This is a genomic window from Marinobacter shengliensis (assembly GCF_003007715.1).
Classification (GTDB): Bacteria; Pseudomonadota; Gammaproteobacteria; order Pseudomonadales; family Oleiphilaceae; genus Marinobacter; species Marinobacter shengliensis.
The window spans coordinates 155,162-176,634 of sequence record NZ_PXNO01000022.1 but is presented as its reverse complement, the minus strand read 5'-3'; the positions used below and the strand labels follow the sequence as shown (position 1 = coordinate 176,634).

Annotated in this window: 19 protein-coding genes and 1 riboswitch; of the genes, 1 reads left to right on the top strand and 18 read right to left on the bottom strand. The window is 57.7% G+C overall.

Annotated elements, in window-relative coordinates; all coding sequences use genetic code 11:
- The 9 genes from ltrA to C7H10_RS09175 form a co-directional block, all read right to left on the bottom strand.
- Nucleotides 1–1,056: group II intron reverse transcriptase/maturase (gene ltrA / locus C7H10_RS09215; protein WP_106693722.1), on the bottom strand; the 1,056-nt coding region annotated here is incomplete at its 3' end.
- 502 nt (nt 1,057–1,558) lie between these two features.
- Nucleotides 1,559–1,861 (bottom strand): antibiotic biosynthesis monooxygenase family protein, encoded by a 303-nt coding sequence (locus C7H10_RS09210; protein ID WP_106694629.1) that lies wholly within the window; start codon nt 1,859–1,861, stop codon nt 1,559–1,561.
- 116 nt (nt 1,862–1,977) lie between these two features.
- A complete protein-coding gene (locus C7H10_RS09205; protein ID WP_106694628.1) occupies nt 1,978–2,436 on the bottom strand; it encodes a hypothetical protein in 459 nt (152 codons plus the stop codon).
- 658 nt (nt 2,437–3,094) lie between these two features.
- Nucleotides 3,095–4,219 carry an IS91 family transposase gene (locus C7H10_RS09200; RefSeq protein ID WP_106694627.1) on the bottom strand — a complete coding sequence of 375 codons (1,125 nt, stop codon included), beginning with the start codon at nt 4,217–4,219 and terminating at the stop codon, nt 3,095–3,097.
- Nucleotides 4,216–5,070, bottom strand: coding sequence for a tyrosine-type recombinase/integrase (locus tag C7H10_RS09195; RefSeq protein ID WP_106694626.1), 855 nt, complete (start codon nt 5,068–5,070; stop codon nt 4,216–4,218). Before C7H10_RS09195 ends, C7H10_RS09200 begins: the two co-directional genes overlap by 4 nt.
- A gap of 396 nt (nt 5,071–5,466) precedes the next feature.
- Complete coding sequence (locus tag C7H10_RS09190; RefSeq protein ID WP_106694625.1) at nt 5,467–6,240, bottom strand: CLCA_X family protein; 774 nt, start codon at nt 6,238–6,240, stop codon at nt 5,467–5,469.
- Between the two features lie 44 nt (nt 6,241–6,284).
- Nucleotides 6,285–7,289 (bottom strand): 2-hydroxyacid dehydrogenase, encoded by a 1,005-nt coding sequence (locus C7H10_RS09185; RefSeq protein ID WP_106694624.1) that lies wholly within the window; start codon nt 7,287–7,289, stop codon nt 6,285–6,287.
- A 129-nt stretch (nt 7,290–7,418) separates the two neighbouring features.
- Nucleotides 7,419–8,477: a ribonucleotide-diphosphate reductase subunit beta gene (locus tag C7H10_RS09180; RefSeq protein WP_106694623.1), complete on the bottom strand. Its 1,059-nt coding sequence runs from the start codon at nt 8,475–8,477 to the stop codon at nt 7,419–7,421.
- Between the two features lie 28 nt (nt 8,478–8,505).
- Nucleotides 8,506–11,250, bottom strand: coding sequence for a ribonucleoside-diphosphate reductase subunit alpha (locus tag C7H10_RS09175; RefSeq protein ID WP_106694622.1), 2,745 nt, complete (start codon nt 11,248–11,250; stop codon nt 8,506–8,508).
- Nucleotides 11,251–11,362: 112 nt separating this feature from the next.
- Nucleotides 11,363–11,560, bottom strand: a riboswitch (cobalamin riboswitch).
- 116 nt (nt 11,561–11,676) lie between these two features.
- Between C7H10_RS09175 and C7H10_RS09170 the strand changes: the two genes are divergently transcribed.
- On the top strand, nt 11,677–12,402 hold the full coding sequence (locus C7H10_RS09170) for a DUF3047 domain-containing protein (RefSeq protein ID WP_106694621.1): 726 nt from the start codon (nt 11,677–11,679) through the stop codon (nt 12,400–12,402).
- A 60-nt stretch (nt 12,403–12,462) separates the two neighbouring features.
- Here the strand turns inward: C7H10_RS09170 and C7H10_RS09165 are convergent, their stop codons facing one another.
- The 9 genes from C7H10_RS09165 to urtA all read right to left on the bottom strand — a co-directional run bounded on the left by C7H10_RS09165 (nt 12,463) and on the right by urtA (nt 21,371).
- Nucleotides 12,463–12,816: a zinc ribbon domain-containing protein gene (locus C7H10_RS09165; protein ID WP_106694620.1), complete on the bottom strand. Its 354-nt coding sequence runs from the start codon at nt 12,814–12,816 to the stop codon at nt 12,463–12,465.
- A 5-nt stretch (nt 12,817–12,821) separates the two neighbouring features.
- Complete coding sequence (gene fmdA / locus C7H10_RS09160) at nt 12,822–14,054, bottom strand: formamidase (RefSeq protein WP_061333207.1); 1,233 nt, start codon at nt 14,052–14,054, stop codon at nt 12,822–12,824.
- A gap of 101 nt (nt 14,055–14,155) precedes the next feature.
- On the bottom strand, nt 14,156–15,199 hold the full coding sequence (locus C7H10_RS09155; RefSeq protein ID WP_106694619.1) for an AAA family ATPase: 1,044 nt from the start codon (nt 15,197–15,199) through the stop codon (nt 14,156–14,158).
- A gap of 15 nt (nt 15,200–15,214) precedes the next feature.
- Nucleotides 15,215–16,261, bottom strand: coding sequence for an aliphatic amidase (locus C7H10_RS09150; RefSeq protein WP_106694618.1), 1,047 nt, complete (start codon nt 16,259–16,261; stop codon nt 15,215–15,217).
- Between the two features lie 169 nt (nt 16,262–16,430).
- Nucleotides 16,431–17,120 carry an urea ABC transporter ATP-binding subunit UrtE gene (gene urtE / locus C7H10_RS09145; protein WP_061333204.1) on the bottom strand — a complete coding sequence of 230 codons (690 nt, stop codon included), beginning with the start codon at nt 17,118–17,120 and terminating at the stop codon, nt 16,431–16,433.
- 2 nt (nt 17,121–17,122) lie between these two features.
- Complete coding sequence (urtD, locus tag C7H10_RS09140; RefSeq protein WP_061333203.1) at nt 17,123–17,881, bottom strand: urea ABC transporter ATP-binding protein UrtD; 759 nt, start codon at nt 17,879–17,881, stop codon at nt 17,123–17,125.
- Nucleotides 17,881–19,086: an urea ABC transporter permease subunit UrtC gene (gene urtC, locus C7H10_RS09135; protein ID WP_106694617.1), complete on the bottom strand. Its 1,206-nt coding sequence runs from the start codon at nt 19,084–19,086 to the stop codon at nt 17,881–17,883. The genes urtD and urtC overlap by 1 nt, the downstream gene beginning before the upstream one ends.
- Before the next feature lie 9 nt (nt 19,087–19,095).
- Complete coding sequence (gene urtB, locus C7H10_RS09130; RefSeq protein WP_061333201.1) at nt 19,096–20,022, bottom strand: urea ABC transporter permease subunit UrtB; 927 nt, start codon at nt 20,020–20,022, stop codon at nt 19,096–19,098.
- An 80-nt stretch (nt 20,023–20,102) separates the two neighbouring features.
- Nucleotides 20,103–21,371: an urea ABC transporter substrate-binding protein gene (urtA, locus tag C7H10_RS09125; protein ID WP_106694616.1), complete on the bottom strand. Its 1,269-nt coding sequence runs from the start codon at nt 21,369–21,371 to the stop codon at nt 20,103–20,105.
- Nucleotides 21,372–21,473 lie beyond the last annotated feature (102 nt).

The following is a 21,473-nucleotide window of genomic DNA, read 5'->3' as shown; positions in this document are numbered from 1 at the left end:
CCAACCAAGCAGGGTCTCTTTCAGATCTGCGATCACCTGGGCCAGTGAGTGGCCCCGTGTTCGGCGGCTCAGTATCCGGATCTGGGTTTTCAGCTTGCTGATGGCTTTGTCTGCCACCTTCAGTCGCTGCCCTTTCCGGCTGAGGGTGAAGCCCAGGAAGCTTCGCTTCCAGGGCCGGTCCACCGCGCTCTTTCGTGTATTCACTGTGAGCCTCAGCGAGTCCTCGATAAAGCGCGTCAGACTCACCATCACCCGCTCGCCTGCACGGCGACTGCCAACGTAGATCTGGCAGTCATCCGCGTAGCGGGCAAATTTCAGGTTGCGCCGTTCCAGCTCCCAGTCCAGTTCGTCCAGCACCACATTCGCCAGTACCGGAGACAGTGGCCCGCCTTGTGGCACGCCCTCGGGTGTCGGGGCTTTGCGGTTGCCGATCTGAACGCCTGCCTTCAGATACCAGTTGATCAGCCTGAGCAGCGGCCTGTCCGGCGTATGCCGTTTCAGCCGTGCCATCAGGCGATCGTGATTTACCCGGTCGAAGAAGGCTTCCAGGTCCAGGTCCACTACCCAGTTACGGCCTTCCCGAGCACAGTGCTGTCCGTATCGGACTGCCTGATGGGCAGAACGCCCCGGGCGGAAGCCATAGCTGTGTGGGTGGAAGCGGGGTTCCCAGTCCTGCTGGATCACCTGAGCGATTGCCTGCTGGATGAAGCGATCCAGCACCGTCGGGATACCCAGAGGGCGAGAACCGCCGTTGGCTTTGGGGATGGTGACCCGCCGGACCGGCTTGGGTCGGTAGGTCTGCTGGAGCAGTTGCTGCCGGATCTCGGGCCAATGTTGGCGCAGATAATCCGGTAGTTCATCCACGGTCATGCCGTCGATGCCCGGCGCTCCCTTGTTACGTCGAACCTGTTTCAGGGCGCGATTGAGGTTGTCCCTGCTCAATACACGCGCCATCCACGGTGAGGGTTGAACGGAGTGCGAGTTCTCCCGATTTCCGGCAACGGGTTCATCCCCTGGTTTCACCAGGGGCAGCACAAGCTGCTTTGCGGATGCCATCCCGTTTCCCTGCACGGACACTCGACTCCTGTCTCTGTTCGGGCCTTCGGTTCACGGGCGAACCTACTATGCCCTCGGCTGATTTCTGCCACGCGATCAGAGGCGATCGCTCGTCTCTCAGTGGGTCCGTCCACACGTGGCAGACCTCCCGGGGTAAGGCACAGAGCTTTCACGGCGTAGACGCCCGATTTATAAAGCACACCCCAGTCGCAGAAGGAGGGCTTCGCGGTCACGTGCCCGCTCGCCCCGGGTGTACCACACCTCGTATCGGGTTCCTGTTCGTCGCCCCGCCGCTTTGGATTGGGCTTCCTTCAGACCCCACCTCGCGATGACGCCCTTGCCCTTCTCCTAGCCTTCGGCTCTGCGAACACCTGGCAGGAGGACTTTCACCTCCCTAGTTCTGTGCCATGCCCGGCACACACGCCAGCCATAAACGGCGCCCTGAAAAGGGCGTCCGGTGGAGGCCGCAGGCCGGAACGAATTTGATGGCATTGTTAGAAACCTACAAAGCAACGTCATGGTGATGAACGGTTTCCTCGTAGTGCGACATGAGTGCCTTTACTTGCTCCGGGACTACTGCCTGCTCGAAGTTTGGGCCAGCAAAGCTTTTTACTGCTTCAAGCGATTCAAACCAGAATATAGTTGTGAATTCCACGTTGTCACCCATTTCGCAGCGTAGCAGGTTGGTACTGATGTGTCCGTCCACTCCCTGGGTAACTTTTGGAAGGACAGTATTCTTGAAAAGCTCCTCGTAGGCCGAGGCATTATTTTGAGTGGTCCATCCTTTCCAAATTCGAGCAATCACCTCGATCTCTCCCTGATTTCTAACGCCAATATTCAGCGGCGGCCTTTACGCAGCGAAGCGGAGAAAAGGCCGTCCGGTGGAGGCCCACCAGGGCCGGAACGAACTGGAATGACTGGTTATGACTCGTCCGGTGAATCATCATCTGCGTGCTTTAGCAGAAAGCGCCTCACAGTTTCTGAACGTTCTACCCCGAGCGCATCCATATTCCGAATTGCAGACTGAATCATCCACTTCGATTCATCTTCTACTTCAAAGTGAAGCTTTGCGTTCGAGTCTACGCCGCTATCCATGTGTTTGATGCTATTTTTGGGGCCAACCAACAGCTTCTTGAGGTCTTTCGAGCTTTGCTTCGCCCAACCCATTTTTTCCCATAGCTTTTCTTGTATATAGCTAAGGTCCTCAACCGCGCTAGTTAGACGATCTTTTTCACCAGCAACTCGAACCAATTTCCCGAATAATTCCTCCGCGACTCCTGCCAAGTTCATTGCAGCAAAATACCTTTGATGCAGCTCCCGCTCTTCAATTGCTGCGTCAAGGTATTCCAGAGCGATGTCAGACTTCGAATATTCGATCATTGGTCATAACGCTAGCGGTAACCGGCGCCGGAGCGCAGCGGAGGGAACCAAAAGCGGTACGCTTTTGGCGTCCGGTTGACCGCCTGGTTAAGGGCCGGTTACCCGTTGTTTTGTATTGGCACTCAATGCCGAATGCCCGCTCCCGATACCTTGCAGCAACTCAAACCATGGCGCTAGGAACCAGAGCACCGAATGGGCGGTTTTTTCTAGCGAATGCGCCGGATTGCTCCGCGACCTGACCACCAAATTACCGGCCAAAACCATTGCCAAACTGAGGGCTGTTTTCTGCCTGCCGGCAACCTGGCAAACCGCGGCCAAACACCAAACCAAAGAACACCGAAGCCAGGCCTTTAACACTGAAGCATTTAATGGTCGTGCGCAGCATGACCTTTAAATGTGGGTTGGACTAAGCCGCCGGCATCGAAGCCCGCGACCAATCTATAAGGGTAAAGTAATTCTTGGTCAGGTTCCGGAACAGCAATCCGAGGTAGCGAACGCGCTCGGCAGGCATGAATATCATCCCGTTGACTCCCATAAAAACTCCCATCCTTGTGTATGTGGTCAGACTAACCCGCTCTTTATTGCATTTCCAGTCACAACACGAGTCGGTGCCCAGCTCCTCCGGAACTGTATGTTTGCGGGAAGCCGCCAAGAGCGGCTAAGCCGTCAGTATACTCACAGCCCTGAACCGAGGAATCTGCCGAACCTTATGAACCATGCCACCATCACATTGCGAGCACGGCCAAGAGCTTGGTGACACGGAGTTACTTAATGCTTCAACCTCGGTCTCGATTGGTTGTTGGAGCGCCTGATGAATGGTGGCCAGCTTTCGTCGCCGGGTACGGTTACTCAAATAACCAAAGTGGCGGATCCGCATGAATCCCTTCGGCAAGATGTGCATCAGGAATCGGCGAATAAACTCCACTCCGTCCAGTTGCTGGGTCTTCTGGCGCCCTCCCTCCCGGTAATCCTTGTACCGGAACACGATCCGATCACCCTCCTGTGACAACAAACGGCCGTTGCTGATGGCGATGCGATGAGTGTAGCGGGCCAGGTAGTCCACCACCGTCTCAGCCTGGTTCAGACAATGGCGGGCGTAAACCACCCATTCCTGCTGCATCACACCGTTGAGCACGTCGTCAATGACATGGTCCTCCTTGAGCCTGTGCAGTTCGCCGGTCCTGACCGAGTGCCTGAGCGACGACACCATCCGTCCGCGAAAGCGCCGTGACAACGCCCTGACCGGGAACAAATATTGATGTTTGGCCCGATGCCATTCACCAGAATCTGTGAGCACCCCGCCCGGAATCAAACAATGCACATGAACATGGCGACTCAGGTTCTGCCCCCAGGTATGGAGCACCGCCGTCATTCCTAACTCACCCTGCAAGTGTTTGGTTTTAAGACCAAATTGACTGAGCGTGTTCCAGACTGATTCGAAAAGACGACGGTAGACCACCTCTGGATGCACCTGCACCCAGCCGTTCAAGGCATGTGGCAAGGTAAACACCAAGTGAAAGTAAGGTACTGGTAGCAGTGATCGGCGCTGGCGCTCACACCATTGCTGACTGGCTCGGCCCTGGCATTGTGGGCAATGCCGGTCCCGGCAGCCGTAGTAGTGAACGGTGCGCATATTGCACTGTTCGCACCGCATCTCCATACCGCCCATCCGTGCCGTTCGGCAATCCATCAGCCGGCTGCAGACCTTGCGACGATGGCTGTCTAATGACTCCTTTACCAGGAACCGGTTCAAAGCGGATTGAACCGTCACCGAACCGGTCATCGCACGCCCCCCAGATCCGCGATCAAATCCGCAGGCGAGCGATTCTGAGAGGATAGCCCGGGCAACCAATGCAGGTATCGCTCAGTGGTACGCAGATTACTGTGCCCCAGGAACTTTTGCAGATCGTTCAGTGGTACGCCATGCTCCAACTGATGCGTGGCATAGGCATGGCGCAACGCATGTATCCCTCCACACTTTTGCACACCACTGGCACTCTTGGCATGACGGTACACTTTTTGGGCGGTAGTGATCGTCAGATGCTTTCCTGTCAGCACCTCGCTTGGAAACAACCAAGACATGGGGCGCCCAAGACGCCAGTATTCCCGTAGCATCTCCAGTAACACACCTGCCAACGGGACCATTCGATCCTTTGCGCCTTTACCTTGATGGATTCGGAGCAACTGACGCTCACCATCAACATTCTTCACCTGCAGGGCGACAGCTTCACTGACTCGCAAACCGCAGCCATAAGTGACGGATAACAAAGCGCGATGCTTTGGGTTCTGAACGGATTCCAGAATCCGAGCCACTTCCTGGCGAGTCAGTAACTCCGGAATGCGTTGAGGACGTTTAGGTAAAACCAGCTCAACATCGAAGTCCGGCCAGTGCAGGACCTGCAGGAACAGAAACCGAATGCCGTGAAGGTAAAGCCGACAACTGGCGGGAGCAAGGGAGCGCTCCTGGACCAGATAGTTGAAATAGGTCTGCAGGTCATCAACTTCTAGCCGATCGGGAGACCGACGATAATATCGGGCCAGATCGGCAACCACGTAAAGGTAGCTTCGTTGAGTCTGTAGAGAAAAACCATGCTGGCGCATGGCCTGGATCATAGTCTGACGTAACGGTGTCATGACGGAATCTCCTCTTTTGAAAAGCCCACGCGGGCTGTTCAAAAGTATCCGTCACTTTCCCTGGTCTTGCGGAAAATCCCAAGACCACTCGCTACCGCGAAGCGGTTTAGTTCAACAGTGAATTATACGAACACGTTCGTATATCCCGCGTTCGTATAAATCCACCCCAAACGCGCCCAAAACATCATACTTTTCCCAACAAAAACAGAAAGTTAACAGCAAGCACCACGGCTACCGCCGGAGTTATACGCCCTTTTTCGAGCCACCCCCTGCTCCTATCCCGGGGCGTATAACTCCGCCCCTCAAAATCCTACTTTTCAACCATATCAGAAGGTTACATATATTTCCCATGCAATTTTCCGGAGTTTTGCGAACGCGTTCGTATAACTCCGGCTGTCATGCGTCTGTTCGCTGCAAGGCCCTGCCCAAGGATTGAAAGTAAGCAAGAAACGCCCGATTGATGCTTTCGCGCTGTGGCCCCTGTGGATAAAGCCCCAACTGGGCCTCTTCGCTTTCTTTGGTGCCTTTCACCAGGAAGGCATTTTTTACGGTGGCGTCCTGAACGAAGGCTTCGAAAGCTCTGGCACAGAGCTCCTCAGGCCGGCTGTAGTAATGCACGCCGGCGGCTTTGTCGGCCTTGGCTGATTGCCGGAAAAGATTGCTGGGCTGCTCACCTGCGCTGTCCAGCAGGATTGCGCGGTAGCAGGCTTGCAGTCGGTCATTCAGGGGGTGGGCGATGGCATCTTCACGGGTTAGCCAGAGTGTGGAGCCAAACTCTGCTTTGGCAGCGTTTGGGAACAATTTGTCCGCTATGTAGTGGTCGAAAGCATGAAACCATTCATGAGCAATGCTGCCGGGGCCGGCATTCTTCGCCAGGGCGAAGCTGCGGGTGGCGGGAGTGTAATGGGCGGAGACGCCGGGCCGGCCACCTATGCCGTATTGCAGGGCCAGGCTGCCGCGCAGGGAGATCAGGCTTTCGGTGCCGCCGAGGATGGTCATCAAGTCGCACAGGGCGTCGTAAAACAGTGCGGCGCTGCGCTGCTTTTCCGGTTCGGTTACCCAGCGGCCAATCTCCACGGTTCGGAACTGGAAGCGGCGGCGTACATCAAGGAAGGTAACAGGCGCCCCGGCACGATGGTCGGGGCCCGTTCGATAAAACTGTCTGGGCATGGTCGGATTGTACGAGTACGCGTCCCGCTTGTCTCAGTGCGCCGTTAACCGGCGGGGGCGGTTACCTGGTTTGCGCATTGCCCGGTCGATTCCAGTTCGGTCAGATTTCCCAGGGTGGTGCGCGCAATGCTCTCCAGGGCGTTGCGGGTGAAAAAGGCCTGGTGGCCGGTGATCACTACGTTGGGGAAGGTCAGCAAGCGCGCGAACACGTCGTCTTTCAGCACGATGTTGGACAGGTCTTCGAAAAACAGGTCACCTTCTTCTTCATACACATCGAGGCCCAGGTAGCCAATCTGTCCGGATTTAAGGCCCTCGATGATCGCGGCGGTATCGACCATGGCGCCCCGGCTGGTGTTGATCAGCATCACGCCCTGTTTCATCTTGGCCACGGCATCCGCGTTGATCAGGTGGTGGGTGTCGGGGGTTAACGGGCAATGCAGGCTGACAATATCAGCCTGGCTGAACAGGTCGTCCAGCGCCACATATTCACCACCCAGTTGCTGAGCTTCCGGGTTGGTATGAAGGTCATGGCAGAGCACCCGGCAGCCGAAGCCACGCATAATGCGCACTACCTCCAGGCCTATCTGGCCGGTACCCACCACGCCCACGGTTCGCCCTCGCAGGTCGAAGCCCAGCAAACCATCCAGTGCAAAATTACCATCGCGGATGCGGTGGTACGCCCGGTGAATCTGCCGGTTAAGGGTCAGAATCAGGGCGACGGTGTGTTCGGCCACGGCATAGGGTGAGTAAGCGGGTACTCGCACCACGCTGATCCCCAGGCGCTCGGCGGCTTTCAGGTCAACGTTGTTGAAGCCGGCACAGCGCAGGGCTACCGTGCGGGTGCCGCCTTCGGCCAACTGGCCCAGTACGGCGCCGTCTACCTGATCGTTCACGAAGACACACACCGCATCAAAGCCTTTGGCGAGTGCCGCGGTGGTTGTATTCAACCGGGGTTCCAGAAACACCAGTTCATGCTCTTGGCTGTCCCGGCTGGCCTGCCCAAGGAATTGCTCGTCGTAGGGTTTGGTGCTGAAAACAGCCACTTTCATGGGCTTGGCCTCTTCCGTAGAGAGCGCCCGAAACCGGGCGCCGTGCGCAACGTCACTGTGCTGCCATTACACTCCCGCCGGTGCCGTAGATCAACCTTAGTTGTCTGGGGCACCGGCGGTTTTAGCGTGTTACCACTCCAGCTGCGCCCCGGTCTGGTATTCAATCACCCGGGTTTCAAAGAAGTTCTTCTCTTTACGCATGGTGGCCTGCTCGTCCAGCCAGGGCGAAACGTTCTTGGCACCCGGGAAAGGTTCTTCCAGGCCGACAGTCCTGGCGCGGCGGTTGGCCACGAAGCGGAATTGCTCGCTGTGGTATTCCGCCGAGTAGCCGAGGATGGGGTCGCGCAGGATGTAGTTGGCGTAGGCCATCTCGGCCGCTTCGGATTCGTCCCACATGTCGCGCACGGCTTTGGGGTCGAAGGTGATGTTTTCTTCCTCAAGAATCTGATTGACCACTTTCAGGCCGAAGGAGAAGTGCATGGCTTCGTCCCGCAGGATGTACTGCAGTTGCTCCCCGGTGCCGCGCATCAGGCCCCGGCGCTGCAGGGCGAAGATGGGGCTGAAGCCGTTGTAGAACCAGCAGCCCTCAAACACGGCGGCGAAGAACAGGTACGACATGATGAATTCCTGCAGGTCGTCTTTGTTGCGCAGGTTCATGTCGGAGCGCATGGCGGCGTCCAGCCGTCGGTTGGCTACCTGGATCTTGCCGTTGATTTCTGGCACCACCCGGTAGCGGTTGTAGATTTCGCTCTGGTCCAGGTTGAGGGTTTCAATGCAGTGCTGGTAGGTCCAGGTGTGCAGTGCTTCTTCGTACACCTGGCGGGCCTGGTAGATTTGCAGTTCCGGCGCGCTCATCTTCTCCATCACCGCCAGGCCGATGTTGCGCATGGCGAGGATGTCGGAGGTGGTGAGGTAGGCCAGTACGTTTTCATACACGTGCTTTTCCGCCGGGCTCAGGCGGTGGTGGTAGTCGTGGACGTCCTGGGCCATGTTGACGTCCAGCGGGGTCCAGTGGTTTTTGTTGGCGTTCATGAAGTATTCCCAGGCCCAGGGGTACTTGAACGGCGCCAACTGGTTGATGTCGGTTTCGCCGTTGATCACGCGTTTGTCGTCTACGTTCACCGGCGCCGGTCCGGCGCTGGCCGTCGGCTTGTTTTCGGTTTTTGGTTCGTCGTCCCAATCCAGCATGGTTAGGCCTCCAAAGTTAAGTAAGTGGTTACTGACAGGCTTCGCAATCCGGCTCATCAATGCTGCACACCTGGGGTTGCGGGGCGGCTTTTTCGGCGCCGGTAGCGCCCAGGGAGCGCAGGTAGTAGGTGGTTTTCAAACCGCGTTCCCAGGCCAGTTGGTACAGGGCGTCCAGTTTTTTACCGCTGGGTTCGGCCATGTACAGGTTCAGGCTTTGGGCCTGGTCGAGCCACTTCTGGCGCCTTGCCGCGGCTTCTACCAGCCATCTTGGGTCGATTTCGAAGGCGGTGGCGTAGCGGGCTTTCAGTACCGGTGGAATGCGGTCGATCTGTTGCACGCTGCCGTCGAAGTATTTGAGGTCGTTGACCATGACGTTATCCCAAAGGCCTTCGGCTTTGAGGTCGCGCACCAGGGAGGGATTGACCACGGTGAATTCGCCGGAGAGGTTCGATTTCACGAACAGGTTCTGGTACGCCGGTTCGATGGACTGGGAAACCCCAACGATGTTGGAAATGGTGGCGGTGGGGGCGATGGCCATAACGTTGCTGTTGCGCATACCGTTTTTGGCGATCAGCTCACGCACCGGGGTCCAGTCCAGGCGGCTGTTGGTGTTGAGTGACAGGTCCCCTTCCCGGCGGCTGTCTTTCAGCAGGTTGATGGAATCGATGGGCAGGATGCCCTGATCCCACAGGGAACCTTCATAGGTTTCGTAGGCACCCCGTTCGCCGGCCAGGGTGGCAGAGGCGCGAAGGGCGAAGTAGCTCAGTTGCTCCATGGCCACGTCGGCAAACTCGACGGCTTCCGGGCTGGTGTAGGGCAGGCCCAGTTGGTAGAGGGCGTCCTGGAAGCCCATCAGGCCCAGGCCCACGGGGCGGTGTTTGAGGTTGGAGTTCTTCGCCTGAGGCACGGCGTAGAAGTTGATGTCGATAACATTATCGAGCATGCGTACGGCGGTAGTCACAGTGCGTTCCAGGCGTTGTACGTCCAGCTCGCCGTTGGCGATGTGGGCGGCCAGGTTGACCGAGCCCAGGTTGCATACGGCGATTTCGTCGGCGCTGGTGTTCAGGGTGATTTCGGTGCACAGGTTGGAGCTGTGCACCACGCCCTGGTGCTGCTGCGGGGAACGCAGGTTGCAGGGGTCTTTGAAGGTAACCCAGGGGTGGCCGGTTTCAAACAGTACGGTGAGCATTTTGCGCCACAGTTGTTTGGCAGGGATTTTCTTGAACAGTTTGATCTTGCCCTGCTCCGCCAGCGCTTCGTAATGCTCGTAGCGTTCCCGGAAGGCGTTGCCGTAAAGATCGTGCAGGTCTGGGGCATCGCTGGGGGAGAACAGGGTCCAGTCCCGGTCTTCACGCATGCGTTCGATCAGCAAATCCGGCACCCAGTTGGCGGTGTTCATGTCGTGGGTGCGGCGGCGTTCGTCACCGGTGTTTTTGCGCAGCTCCAGGAATTCCTCGATGTCCAGGTGCCAGCTTTCCAGGTAGGCACACACGGCGCCCTTGCGCTTGCCGCCCTGGTTGACCGCCACGGCGGTGTCGTTGACCACTTTCAAAAACGGCACCACGCCCTGGCTCTGGCCGTTGGTACCTTTGATGTGGGAGCCCAGTGCACGTACTGGCGTCCAGTCGTTGCCCAGGCCGCCGGCCCATTTGGAGAGCAGCGCGTTATCCTTGATGGCGCCGTAGATACCTTCCAGGTCGTCCTGCACGGTGGTCAGGTAGCAGGAGGACAACTGGGAATGGCGGGTGCCGCTGTTGAACAGGGTGGGCGTGCTGGCCATGTAATCAAAGCTGGACAGCAGGTTATAGAATTCGATGGCGCGGGCGTTGGGGTCGTCTTCCCGCAGGGCCAGGCCCATGGCGACACGCATGAAGAACACCTGGGGCAGTTCCAGGCGGGCTTTGTTCCAGTGCAGGAAGTAGCGGTCGTACAGGGTTTGCAGGCCCAGGAAACCGAACTGGTGGTCGCGCTCGGGGATGATGGCCGCACCCAGGCGTTCCAAGTCAAAGGCGGCCAGGGCTTCGTCCAGCAATTCGTAGCGGATACCGGCGTGGATGAACGCGCTCAGGGCCTGTGGATAAACCTCTGCCAGCGGCTGGTTGCGGGGCAGGTCCAGGGCCTCAGCCGCTTCCAGGCGAAGCTGTTCCAGCAACAGGCGGGCGGTGACGGCGCTGTAGTCCGGCTCTTGCTCGATACGGCCACGGGCCGTCATGATCAGGGCGGAGAGCACTTCGGTTTCCTCAATACCGTCGTACAGGTTGCGCAGGGCTTCGTCGACCAGGGATTCGCCATCAATGCCCTCCAGGCCGGTGGCAGCCTGTTCTACCTGCAGTTTCATAAGGCCCAAGTCCAGCGGCGCCACGTTGCCGTCGGCTTTTTTCACGGTCAGGTGCGGGTGCGCTTCCATGGGCTCTTCGATGGCGCGCTTGCGGGCGTGTTCTTCCCGGTAGAGCACGTAAGCCCGGGCCACCTTTTGCTCTTCGGCCCGCATCAGGGCCAGTTCCACCTGGTCCTGAATGTCTTCAATATGCACTTTACCGCCGGCTTTCAGGCGCCGGCTGATGGCCTGCACCACCTGTTCGGTTACCCGATGCACGGCGTCGTTGATGCGGGCAGAGCCGGCGGCTTTATCGCCTTCCACGGCCAGGAACGCTTTGGTCACCGCCACACTGATTTTGGCGGGATTGAATCCAACCAGGGTGCCGTTGCGTTTAATAACTTGAAGGGATTGGGTATCGGCGGCCGGGGCTTCGGCCAGAGCGGTGGCAGACATCGTGTTCTCCTGAAGTCGCGTCAGATTCCATTTAGCCTTCGCGAATGCAGGAGCACACCGTGCCTTGTTTCAGGGCAGGGATAACCGATCTGCTCACCTTGAGTCGCGAAGGTGCAGTACTGTTTCCCTGGCAGGTCTTCGGACTCAGGGGCGTGAACCTGTTGGTTCGGCCTTGCGTGGCGACTTCCCGGCGCTTGCCAGTGTCTTGATGCCACGCTCGTTCCCCAATACCGCTGCGCGTCAGTTCCGGATTCTCACCGGATTCCCGACTACCTTTATGCCTGAAGTGATCAGAGAATGATCACAACATATGGTAGTCAACCAAGGATTCGGTCACTATATACGGACTAATAGCCACTGACAAGGCACTTTATCGCAGGCCCGCTGTCTGCCATTGCAGTGGCCCGGAAACAAAAGGACAAGTCTATGAAGCGTTCATCACTGGCAGGCACTGCATGGGTGTTGGCTCTGCTATTGGCCAGCCCGTTACTGATGGCGCAGGAGTCTTTACTGCAACCCTTCTCCACCATGAGTTCATTATCCGATGGTTGGGAACCTCTGGAATTTCCCAGAATCGACCGGCACACACGCTATGAGCTGGTCACGGACGACGGTGTTCAGGTGGTCAAGGCGACCGCCGATAACAGCGCCTCCGGCCTGATTGCCCGATTGTCGTTAGAACCCGGCGAATCGCTGATTCTGCGCTGGCAATGGAGGGTGTCCAATGTGTTCGACCAAGGCGATGCCCGGAAAAAGTCCGGCGACGACTACCCGGCGCGAATCTACGTGGCCTTTGAATTCCAGCCCGACAAGGCAGGATTCTTTGAACGGGCCAAGCGCAAAACCGTGGAGGTGATGTTTGGGGAGACCCTGCCGGGTAATGCCCTGAACTACATCTGGGCCAACCGGTTGCCGGAGCAATCCATCGTCGCCAACGCCTTCACCGACCAGACCATGATGGTGGCGGTCAATTCCGGCCCGGAGCAAACCGGTGAGTGGGTCACGGTGGAACGGGATATTGTGGCAGATTACCGGGAAGCGTTCGGGGAGAACCCCCCGCGCATTGTTGGCGTGGCCATCATGTCGGATGCGGATAATACCGGTGAACGGGCAACAGCGTGGTATCGGGATCTGGTGCTTGAGAGGCCGTGACTTGTAGATCAAAAAAAGGCCCCGTATCGGGGCCAAACACGTGAAACGTCGAATCGGCTGTCAGTGGCTGATCATCCACGGGCGCATCGAGGGAAACATTTTCTTACCGTCCGCGGTATAGAACAGCATGGATTTGCCCGGCTTCGGTGAGCCGCAACCACAACTTCGGCTGTGTTCCTTGTCGTGTGCCCTGCGATCGGCAGTCGAGAACACTGGCTCGTGTTTTGAGCGCTCGTTCCGGTCCTGAGCCGATCGTTTGGCCGGGTCCATGGCGGCAATCTCCGGAGGCAGCACTATGACACGGGGTGACAGCGCCTGGCAGGTCGGGCACTCCGCCGGCTTGGCGCAGGCTTCCATGGTGGCCAGCTGGTGGAACAACCCGTGTTCCCGACATTTGTAGTCATACACAGGCATGGTGCTTACTCCTTGTCTTTCGAAAGGGGCACGTCCATACCGCCACTGACTTTCTTCTGTGGGCCATCAGCTGACGGGTTGATGTCGAAATCAAAGATGCCGGTTGGCAGCCAGAGCGTTGCACAGGCATTGGGAATATCCACCACGCCGCTGATATGCCCCTCCACCGGCGCACACCCAAGGATCGCGTAAGCCTGTGCCCTGCTGTAGCCGAACTTGGTCATGTATTCGATGGCATTCAGGCAGGCCTGGCGATAGGCCACATGCACGTCCAGATAGTGCTGGCCGCCCTCTTCATCCACCGAGATGCCTTCAAAGATCACATAATCGTCGTAGCGGGGCTTGATGGGGCTGGGCTTGAACACCGGGTTCTTGATGCCGTATTTACGCACGCCGTCTTTGATCAGGTTCACCCGCAAGTGAATCCAGCCAGCCATTTCGATGGCCCCACAGAACGTAATTTCACCATCACCCTGGCTGAAGTGCAGATCGCCTACAGACAGTCCTGCGCCATCTACGTAGACCGGAAAATACACTTTGGAGCCACGGGAAAGATCCTTGATGTCGCAGTTGCCGCCATGCTCCCTGGGTGGCACGGTTCGCGCGGCCTCAGCGCCAGCCGCCTTGGCTGCGTCCCCTCTCATCTGGCCCATGTGGGCCGTTTCACCGTTAGGCAGAGTAGCCAACTCCGGCACACGGTCAGGGTCCGTTGCTACCAGGCCCGCTTCCCGCTTGTTCCATGTATCCAGAAGTTCCTTGGAAGGCAGGCAACCAATCAGTCCGGGGTGGATCAACCCGGCAAACTCCACGTTAGGAATATGCCGGGACTTGGTGAACATACCGTTGAAGTCCCAGATCGATTTCTGGGCTTCGGGAAAATGTTCCGTCAGAAAGCCACCGCCGTTCTGCTTGGAGAAGAAACCGTTGAAGCCCCACTGGCTCTCCTCAAACGTACCTATGTCCAGAATGTCGACTTCCAGCAGGTCACCCGGCTCTGCGCCTTCAACGCCAATGGGGCCGGACAGGAAATGCACCTGGCTGAGGTCTACATCACGCACGTCGTCGGCGCTGTCGTTGTTCTTGATCTGGCCGCCGGTCCAGTCGTAACACTCCACGATAAAATCGTCACCGGGTTTGACGGTGGCCACCAACGGAATATCCGGGTGCCAGCGGTTGTGGACTTTGTCGTTCTCGTAGGCCGATTTATTCAGATCGATCTTGATGATGGTTTCAGCCATAGCGGGCGCTCCTGTACATTGGCTTGTCAGTTTGAATAACGCCTCTACTATCGGCTGCACGGCATTTCGGGGGTATTCGCCAAATACCCCCGGCGCCTACGTCATTCGACGTATTGGCGAACCTTTATCTCGCCGTTTTCGATGTCTGCGGCGAACTGCTCCGCCTCAGGATGGGCCAGTAACGCCCGCGCTAATTCAGGCTCAAGCCGCTGGCGAAACGTCCTGAGCATCTCCCTGGCGCCATAGCGACTGTCGTAACCGGCACAAAGCGACTCGCGCAGCCCGTCAGATACCGTTAACACCGCTTTTTTCCTCGCAAGTCGCCGGTTAAGGCCAGCCAGCTCGATATCCAGCAGCGCATCGAGCCAGTTTTCGGAAAGGTGGTTAAAGGTAAGAATCTGATCGATACGGTTGAGAAACTCCGGATCAAAGTGATCGCGCAATGCAGCATCCTGAACCCTTCCAACCTCTCCTGGCGAAAGGCCCAGCCATCGCCGCCAGCCCTGCTGAAAGCGCCGGTGGTGGTTCTCGGCCGCCAAGGCGCCGGCATTACTTGTCATGAAAATCAGGGTATTGCGAAAGTCGATCTCCCGGTTGCCGGAGGGAAAGACCAGCCGCCCGGTATCAAGCACGTTCAGCAGGGCACGAACCACTTCCTTGCTGGCTTTCTCAATCTCGTCAAACAGAACGATGCCCGGTTTGCTGAACGATCCCTGTACCTTGTCCAGATCAAACAGGCTGTGGCCCTCCTTGCTGCCGACATAACCCGGGGGTGCCCCGGTCAGTGCCGCTGCATAATGTTCCTGGGCCAGCGTGTTCATATCGACACGGCACAGGGCGTCCCGACGCCCGTGTATAGCCTCTGCGATCAGCCTTACCGTCTCGGTTTTGCCCACACCGGTCGGCCCGAGAAACAGGTAAACCGCCAGCGGGCGGTTTTCATCACCGATATCGGCTTTCACCCGCACCAGCATGGACTCCATGGCTGCGAGCGCGTGCTCCTGGCCCACAAGGTTCGCCCTAAGGCGTTCCATCACAGCATCCGGCTCAAAGCGGAACCGGGAAACACGAACCGGGCCTGAATCGGCCCGGCTCCTTGCCAGTGTTTCCCGGTTGGCTTCCAGCCGTTCGTTGATAAACGGCATTGGTACCTCCCGGGGTTACGCCCCTGCGGACTTTTCCTTGCCATCAAACGGCAAATCACCCACCGGACACTCGGCGGTGCCCACGGTCTTACGGGTCATAGCCTCCACGTTCTCCTGGGCTTTCTGGGCGTCCATCACCCAGGTGCGGTAGAACTCAAACGGACAATCCGCAATGCCCTTGTCGCCGTCACCGGAGGCATGCACACCGGTGTATCCCCGGTGCAGAAGCTTGAACAAGTGGTTCTGGGACTGGTCGTTGGCCCGGGCATCACGAATCTGGCTGACGGAGAGCTGGGCGTACTGCACTCCCATATCCTCCTCACCGCACTCACCCAGGGTGCGGCCATCAAAGCCGATGATCGCGGAGTGCCCGAAGTAGGAGTAAACGCCATCAAAACCACTGGCGTTGGCCACTGCCACGTAGCAGTTATTGGCCCAGGCCATGCTCTTGGCCATCATGATCTGCTGCTCCTTGGCCGGGTACATATAGCCCTGGCAGCGCACAATCAGCTCCGCACCCTTCATGGCGCAATCCCGCCAGATCTCCGGATAATTGCCATCGTCACAGATGATCAGACTGATCTTCATCCCCTTGGGCCCCTCAGTCACATAGGTGGTGTCGCCGGGATACCAGCCCTCAATCGGACACCAGGGAATGCACTTGCGGTACTTCTGAACAATCTCGCCTTCATTGTTGATCAACACCAGCGTGTTGTAGGGCGCCTTGTTCGGGTGATCCTCATGCCGCTCCCCGGTCAGGGAAAACACCCCCCAGGTATTGGCCTCACGACACGCCGCCGAGAAAATCGCCGTCTCGTCACCCGGGATGGCTGCAGCGGTGTCCATCATCTCGTCGTTGTCGTACATGATCCCCATGGTGCTGTACTCCGGAAACACCACCAGATCCATACCCGGCAGCCCCACCTTCATACCCTTGATCATGTCCGCAATCTTACGCGCGTTATCCAACACCTCGGCCTTGCTGTGCAGCCGAGGCATCTTGTAGTTCACCACCGCTACACCGACGGTATCGTTACTGCTGGAAATATCACCGTGTCTCATATTAATCACCCATCAATGCTGAACGTTTACCAAACAGGTTCGGGGAGAGGCGGTGGGGAGGTCCTTTCGGGACCGTATGCGCCAGGGATGGCGCATCCGAGCCTACACGGACGTATTCACGGCGTGTCCCGAAAGGACCTCCCCATCGACTCGACCTCCCCCAAATGAATTAAACAGCCAGATAACTGGCAATCTTGTCCTGATCCGCCTCCTCCCGAAGCTCCTCGTGAACAATCTCCCCCTTCTCGATCACCAGAATCCGATCCGCCGCATCCATCACAAAACTCAACACCTGCTCCGACACCACAATCGACAACCCTCGCTCATCGCGAATCCGCCGAAGAGTCTTGGCAATGTCCTTGATGATGTTGGGCTGAATACCCTCAGTCGGTTCATCCAGCAGCAACACCTTGGGCCGGGTAGCCAGCGCCCGGGCGATCGCCAGCTGTTGCTGCTGTCCGCCAGACAGGTTGCCGCCCCGGCGATGCAGCATTTCCTTCAGCACCGGAAACAGCTCATAAAGGTCCTCAGGAATCTTCTTCTCCCCGACCGCAGCCAGGCCGGTCTCAATGTTCTCCTTCACGGTCAGGGTCGGAAAAATCATCCGGCCCTGGGGCACAAAGCCGATCCCTGCCCTCACCCGCTGGAAACTCTTAAGGTTGGAAAGATCCGCACCATCCAGCAGGAGCTGCCCACCTCTGGTCGGCGTCATACCCACCAGGGACTTCATCAACGTGGTCTTGCCCATACCATTGCGGCCAACCACGGCAACGATCTCATTCCTACCAATCTCAAGGTCCAGGTTCTCGATGATGTTGCTCTGGCCATAGGCCACCGAATGTTGTTTGACGCTCAGCATGATCAATGCCCCAGGTAGACTTCGATGACTTTCGGGTCCGATTTCACGTGTTCGATGGACCCCTCTGACAACACCTTGCCCTGGTGCATCACCGTTACCCGGTCAGCAATGTCACCCACGAACTGCATGTCGTGTTCGATCACCAGAACCGTGTGTTCACGGGTAATCACTTTCAGTAATTCGGCAGTTTTCTTGCGCTCCACCACAGACATGCCCGCTACGGGTTCATCCAACATGATCAGCTTCGGCTTCTGAATCAGCAGCATGCCGATTTCAAGCCACTGCTTCTGACCATGACTAAGCAAAGACGCCGGCTGCTCAAGCATGTCTTCAAGAAAAATGGTCCGGGCAACCGATTCAATTTCCTCCACCACCGCAAGGTCCCGCTTGAACGCCAGGGCGCCCATCACCGAGTGGCCCTGGGGGTAAGACACTTCGAGATTCTCGAACACGGTGAGGTCTTCAAACACCGAGGGGGTCTGGAATTTACGCCCAACCCCAGAATGCACAATCTGGTGCTCTTTCATCTTTGTCAGCTCCCGCCCCTGGAAGCGAATGGAGCCTGACGTGGCCCGGGTTTTCCCGCAGATCAAGTCCAGCACCGTGGTTTTACCCGCACCATTGGGGCCGATGATCACCCGGATTTCGTTTGGGTCCAGGTAGAAGGACAGGTCGTCTACCGCTTTAAAGCCGTCGAACGATACGGTCAGTCCCTCTACCGCCAACAAAAAGTCCTTACTTTTGCTTTTGGCTGCTTTCATCAGGATTTCTCCGGGCTGTACTGGTCAATGAGCGGGTCGTATTCCTTGCCCCGTTCCCCAGGGGTTTGGGCCGGCGCTGTTGCCTTGGCTTTCTGGCTACCATCGGTCTTTGGCTTGCGTCTGAACAAACGCTCCTCCAGAGGCATCACGTAAGTCTGGTACAGGCCTGCAAGACCATTGGGGAAGGCCAGAACAACGCCAATAAACAGCGCACCCATGGCAAAGGGCCACAGTTCTGGAAAGGATTCGGAAAACCCACTCTTGGCGGCGTTGACCAGTAGCGCACCGTAGACGGCTCCAAGGATGGAAAGACGGCCACCCAGGGCACAGAAGATCACCATCTCGATCGAAGCCACGATGCCGATGAACGAGGGCGACATGAAGCCGACACTCAAGGTAAACAGCGCGCCGCCGATGCCCGCAAAAGCCGCAGCCAGGCAAAACACGAAGATTTTGAAGGCGGCCACGTCGTAGCCGGAAAATCTGACGCGATTTTCCTGGGTATTCATCGCCACCAGGATGCGCCCGAGTTTGCGCTTCTGGATCAGGCGGGCAGCGAACAGGCAGACGAACAACAGCGCAACCGTTACGAAGTAGAGGGCCGTTTTCGCTTCATCGGTACGGATGTCCCAACCCATCAGGGTCCTAAGGTCGGTGATGCCGTTGATGCCGCCGGTGTATCCCTGCTGACCAATGATCAGGATGGTCAGGATGGCGGCGATGGCCTGGGTGATGATGGCAAAGTAGACGCCACCCACACGCCGGGTGAACATGGCAACGCCGATAATGAGAGCCAGCAGAACCGGAACCCCGATCACGGCAATCAGGGTGAAGGCGAAGCTGTTGAACGGCTCCCAGAACCAGGGCAAAGCGGTGATCTGGTTCCAGTCCATGAAGTCCGGGATACCGGGCGTTGACTGTATGGCCGTCGCTTCCGGCGTTGAGGCCTCAAGCTTGAGGTACATCGCCATGCAGTAGCCGCCAAGCCCGAAAAAAACGCCCTGTCCCAGGCTGAGAATGCCTGCTTTACCCCAACACATCACCAAGCCAATGGCCACAAAGGCGTAGGTCAGGTACTTGCCGACCATATTCAATCGGAAGGCATCGAGCATGACCGGCAAAACAACCACCAGTAACAGCGCCAACGCCAGATAGTACAGCCCCTCTCGGGAGGCAAACCATTTCACAACGGGTGAGTCTTTCATGACGGTCTCCTAGCGACGAATCTTCAGGGCCATAAGTCCTTCCGGGCGCAGCATGAGAATGCCGACAACCACCAGAAGCGTGAGTACCTTGGCCATCGAACCACTCAGGAAGAACTCGAGGGTGGACTGGGCCTGAGAGATGCCAAACGCAGACACAATGGTGCCAATCAGGCTCTGTGCACCGCCAAAGACCACCACCAGGAAGGTGTCCACGATGTAGGCCTGGCCGGACGATGGGCCAGTCGAGCCGATCATGGTGAAGGCCGCGCCGGCAATACCCGCAATCCCGCAGCCCAGGGCAAACGTGGCCCTGTCGACACCGGCACTGTTGATGCCCACGGCTTCGGCCATGGGCCGGTTCTGGACCACGGCCCTTACCTTTTTGCCCCAACCGGATCGGTACATCAGGAAGTAAACGGCTATGGCGATGGACAGCGCGATGATCATCACAAACAGCCCGTTAATGGGCAGATCCACCATGTCGGTGACCTGGATTGATCCCATCATCCAATCCGGCAGGGTGACCCCTACTTCCCGGGCGCCGAAAATCGTGCGGTAGGCTTGCTGGAGAATCAGGCTCAGGCCCCAGGTCGCCAACAACGTATCCAGCGGCCGCCTGTACAGATGCCTGACCATGGCCCATTCGACAAAGGCCCCCAGCGCCGCGCACACCAGAAAGGCAAAGAGCATGGCGACGAAGAAATAGCCCCCGAACAAACCGGGCAGATAACTCTGAAAAGCACTGGAGGTCAGGTAGGTGGTATAGGCACCGAGGATCATGAATTCCCCGTGAGCCATATTGATCACCCCCATCTGACCAAAAATGATCGCCAGGCCGAGTGCCATCAGCACAAACACTGAAAACAGGGACAGCCCGGCAAACCCCTGCATGGCAAATATCGACATCAATTCACTGGTGGTGTAGCCATCAAACATGACCCTTACTCCCTAGAGATAACGCACCCAACCGTTTGGAAAACCGGCGGCCGGCGCCCCTTGGCACCGGCCAGCCGTGCTTACTGGTAACCTTCCGGGAAAGGATCTGGCTCCATCAGGTCTTCTGTTTCGTAGACCACTTTGTACTGGCCATTGCGCTGGGCGTTGCCAATACGGGTCTTGGACCAGAGGTGATGGTTTTCGTGGATGCGGACATAACCTTCCGGGGCTTTGGTGAACTCAATGCCCGGTGAGGCTTCACGCACTTTGTCGACATCGAAAGAGCCGGCCTTCTCGACAGCCATCTTCCACAGCCAGGGGCCAAGGTAGGCAGCCTGGGTAACATCACCGATGACCATGTCATCACCCCAGGCTTCTTTGAACGCCGCCACAAATTCCTGGTTGTTGGGGTTATCCAGGCTCTGGAAGTACTTCATGGAGGCATAGATGCCCTCCACGTTTTCACCACCGATGCCCCGGATTTCGTCTTCAGTGACAGAGATGGTCAGCAACAGCGGGCTTTCCTTGGTGAAATCAATGCCAGCGGCTTTCATCTGCTTGTAGAAGGCCACGTTGGAGCCGCCCACAACCGATGCGAAAATAACGTCCGGCTTACGCAGCTTGATCTTGTTGATCACCGAGTTGAACTGGGTATGGCCCAGTGGGTAATACTCCTCGCCGACTACCTTCAAACCCAGCTTGTCGATGTGTTTGCGAGCGATCTTGTTGGAGGTGCGGGGCCAGATGTAGTCCGAACCCAGCAGGTAGAAGGTTTTGGCGCCCTTCTCTTCAACCGCCCAATCGATACTGGCCAGGATTTGCTGAGTGGCTTCCTGCCCGGTGTAGATCACGTTCGGTGATTGCTCCAGGCCCTCGTAGAACGTGGGGTAGTACAGCATGCCATTGAACTGTTCGATTACCGGCAGGATGGCTTTCCGGGAAGCGGAGGTCCAGGCACCAAAAATGGCCGCGACATTGTCCTGGCGCAGCAGCTTGCGGGATTTCTCCGCGAAGGTGGGCCAGTCGCTGGCGCCGTCTTCCTGCACGAACTCGATCTGCCGGCCCAGCACACCGCCGGAGGCGTTGATCTGTTCAATGGCCAGTTTCTCGGCCTGTACTGAACCGATTTCACTGATCGCCATGGTGCCGGTGATGGAGTGCAGTATGCCAACCTTGACGGTGTCGTCTGTCACCGCAAGCCCAGTGGTATTCACCTCGGAGGTGGGGGGTGTGGCCGCCTGTGCCGATGTGGCCAGCATCATGGATGCTGCCAGCGTCATGAGCTTCTTGCGAAGCCCGGTTCCCTTGCCGAATGACCGCCCGTTGGCGGTTGAATCTGTCGTGCCCATGGTTATTCCTCGCAGTGTTGGTATGCCGGTACCGCACTTCAACGAACGAAGCACAGCGCCCACGACACACATTCTGCTCAGGCACTGACACAGAGCCCATTC

Coding starts and splice junctions, on each gene's coding strand:
- fmdA (WP_061333207.1), bottom strand. CDS start 14,054: ATGGCTGAAACCATCATCAAGATCGATCTGAATAAATCGGCCTACGAG.
- urtC (WP_106694617.1), bottom strand. CDS start 19,086: ATGAAAGACTCACCCGTTGTGAAATGGTTTGCCTCCCGAGAGGGGCTG.
- C7H10_RS09200 (WP_106694627.1), bottom strand. CDS start 4,219: ATGACCGGTTCGGTGACGGTTCAATCCGCTTTGAACCGGTTCCTGGTA.
- C7H10_RS09165 (WP_106694620.1), bottom strand. CDS start 12,816: ATGCCTGTGTATGACTACAAATGTCGGGAACACGGGTTGTTCCACCAG.
- C7H10_RS09155 (WP_106694619.1), bottom strand. CDS start 15,199: ATGCCGTTTATCAACGAACGGCTGGAAGCCAACCGGGAAACACTGGCA.
- urtA (WP_106694616.1), bottom strand. CDS start 21,371: ATGGGCACGACAGATTCAACCGCCAACGGGCGGTCATTCGGCAAGGGA.
- urtB (WP_061333201.1), bottom strand. CDS start 20,022: ATGTTTGATGGCTACACCACCAGTGAATTGATGTCGATATTTGCCATG.
- C7H10_RS09205 (WP_106694628.1), bottom strand. CDS start 2,436: ATGATCGAATATTCGAAGTCTGACATCGCTCTGGAATACCTTGACGCA.
- C7H10_RS09150 (WP_106694618.1), bottom strand. CDS start 16,261: ATGAGACACGGTGATATTTCCAGCAGTAACGATACCGTCGGTGTAGCG.
- C7H10_RS09185 (WP_106694624.1), bottom strand. CDS start 7,289: ATGAAAGTGGCTGTTTTCAGCACCAAACCCTACGACGAGCAATTCCTT.
- C7H10_RS09175 (WP_106694622.1), bottom strand. CDS start 11,250: ATGTCTGCCACCGCTCTGGCCGAAGCCCCGGCCGCCGATACCCAATCC.
- C7H10_RS09190 (WP_106694625.1), bottom strand. CDS start 6,240: ATGCCCAGACAGTTTTATCGAACGGGCCCCGACCATCGTGCCGGGGCG.
- urtE (WP_061333204.1), bottom strand. CDS start 17,120: ATGCTGAGCGTCAAACAACATTCGGTGGCCTATGGCCAGAGCAACATC.
- urtD (WP_061333203.1), bottom strand. CDS start 17,881: ATGAAAGCAGCCAAAAGCAAAAGTAAGGACTTTTTGTTGGCGGTAGAG.
- C7H10_RS09195 (WP_106694626.1), bottom strand. CDS start 5,070: ATGACACCGTTACGTCAGACTATGATCCAGGCCATGCGCCAGCATGGT.
- C7H10_RS09180 (WP_106694623.1), bottom strand. CDS start 8,477: ATGCTGGATTGGGACGACGAACCAAAAACCGAAAACAAGCCGACGGCC.
- C7H10_RS09170 (WP_106694621.1), top strand. CDS start 11,677: ATGAAGCGTTCATCACTGGCAGGCACTGCATGGGTGTTGGCTCTGCTA.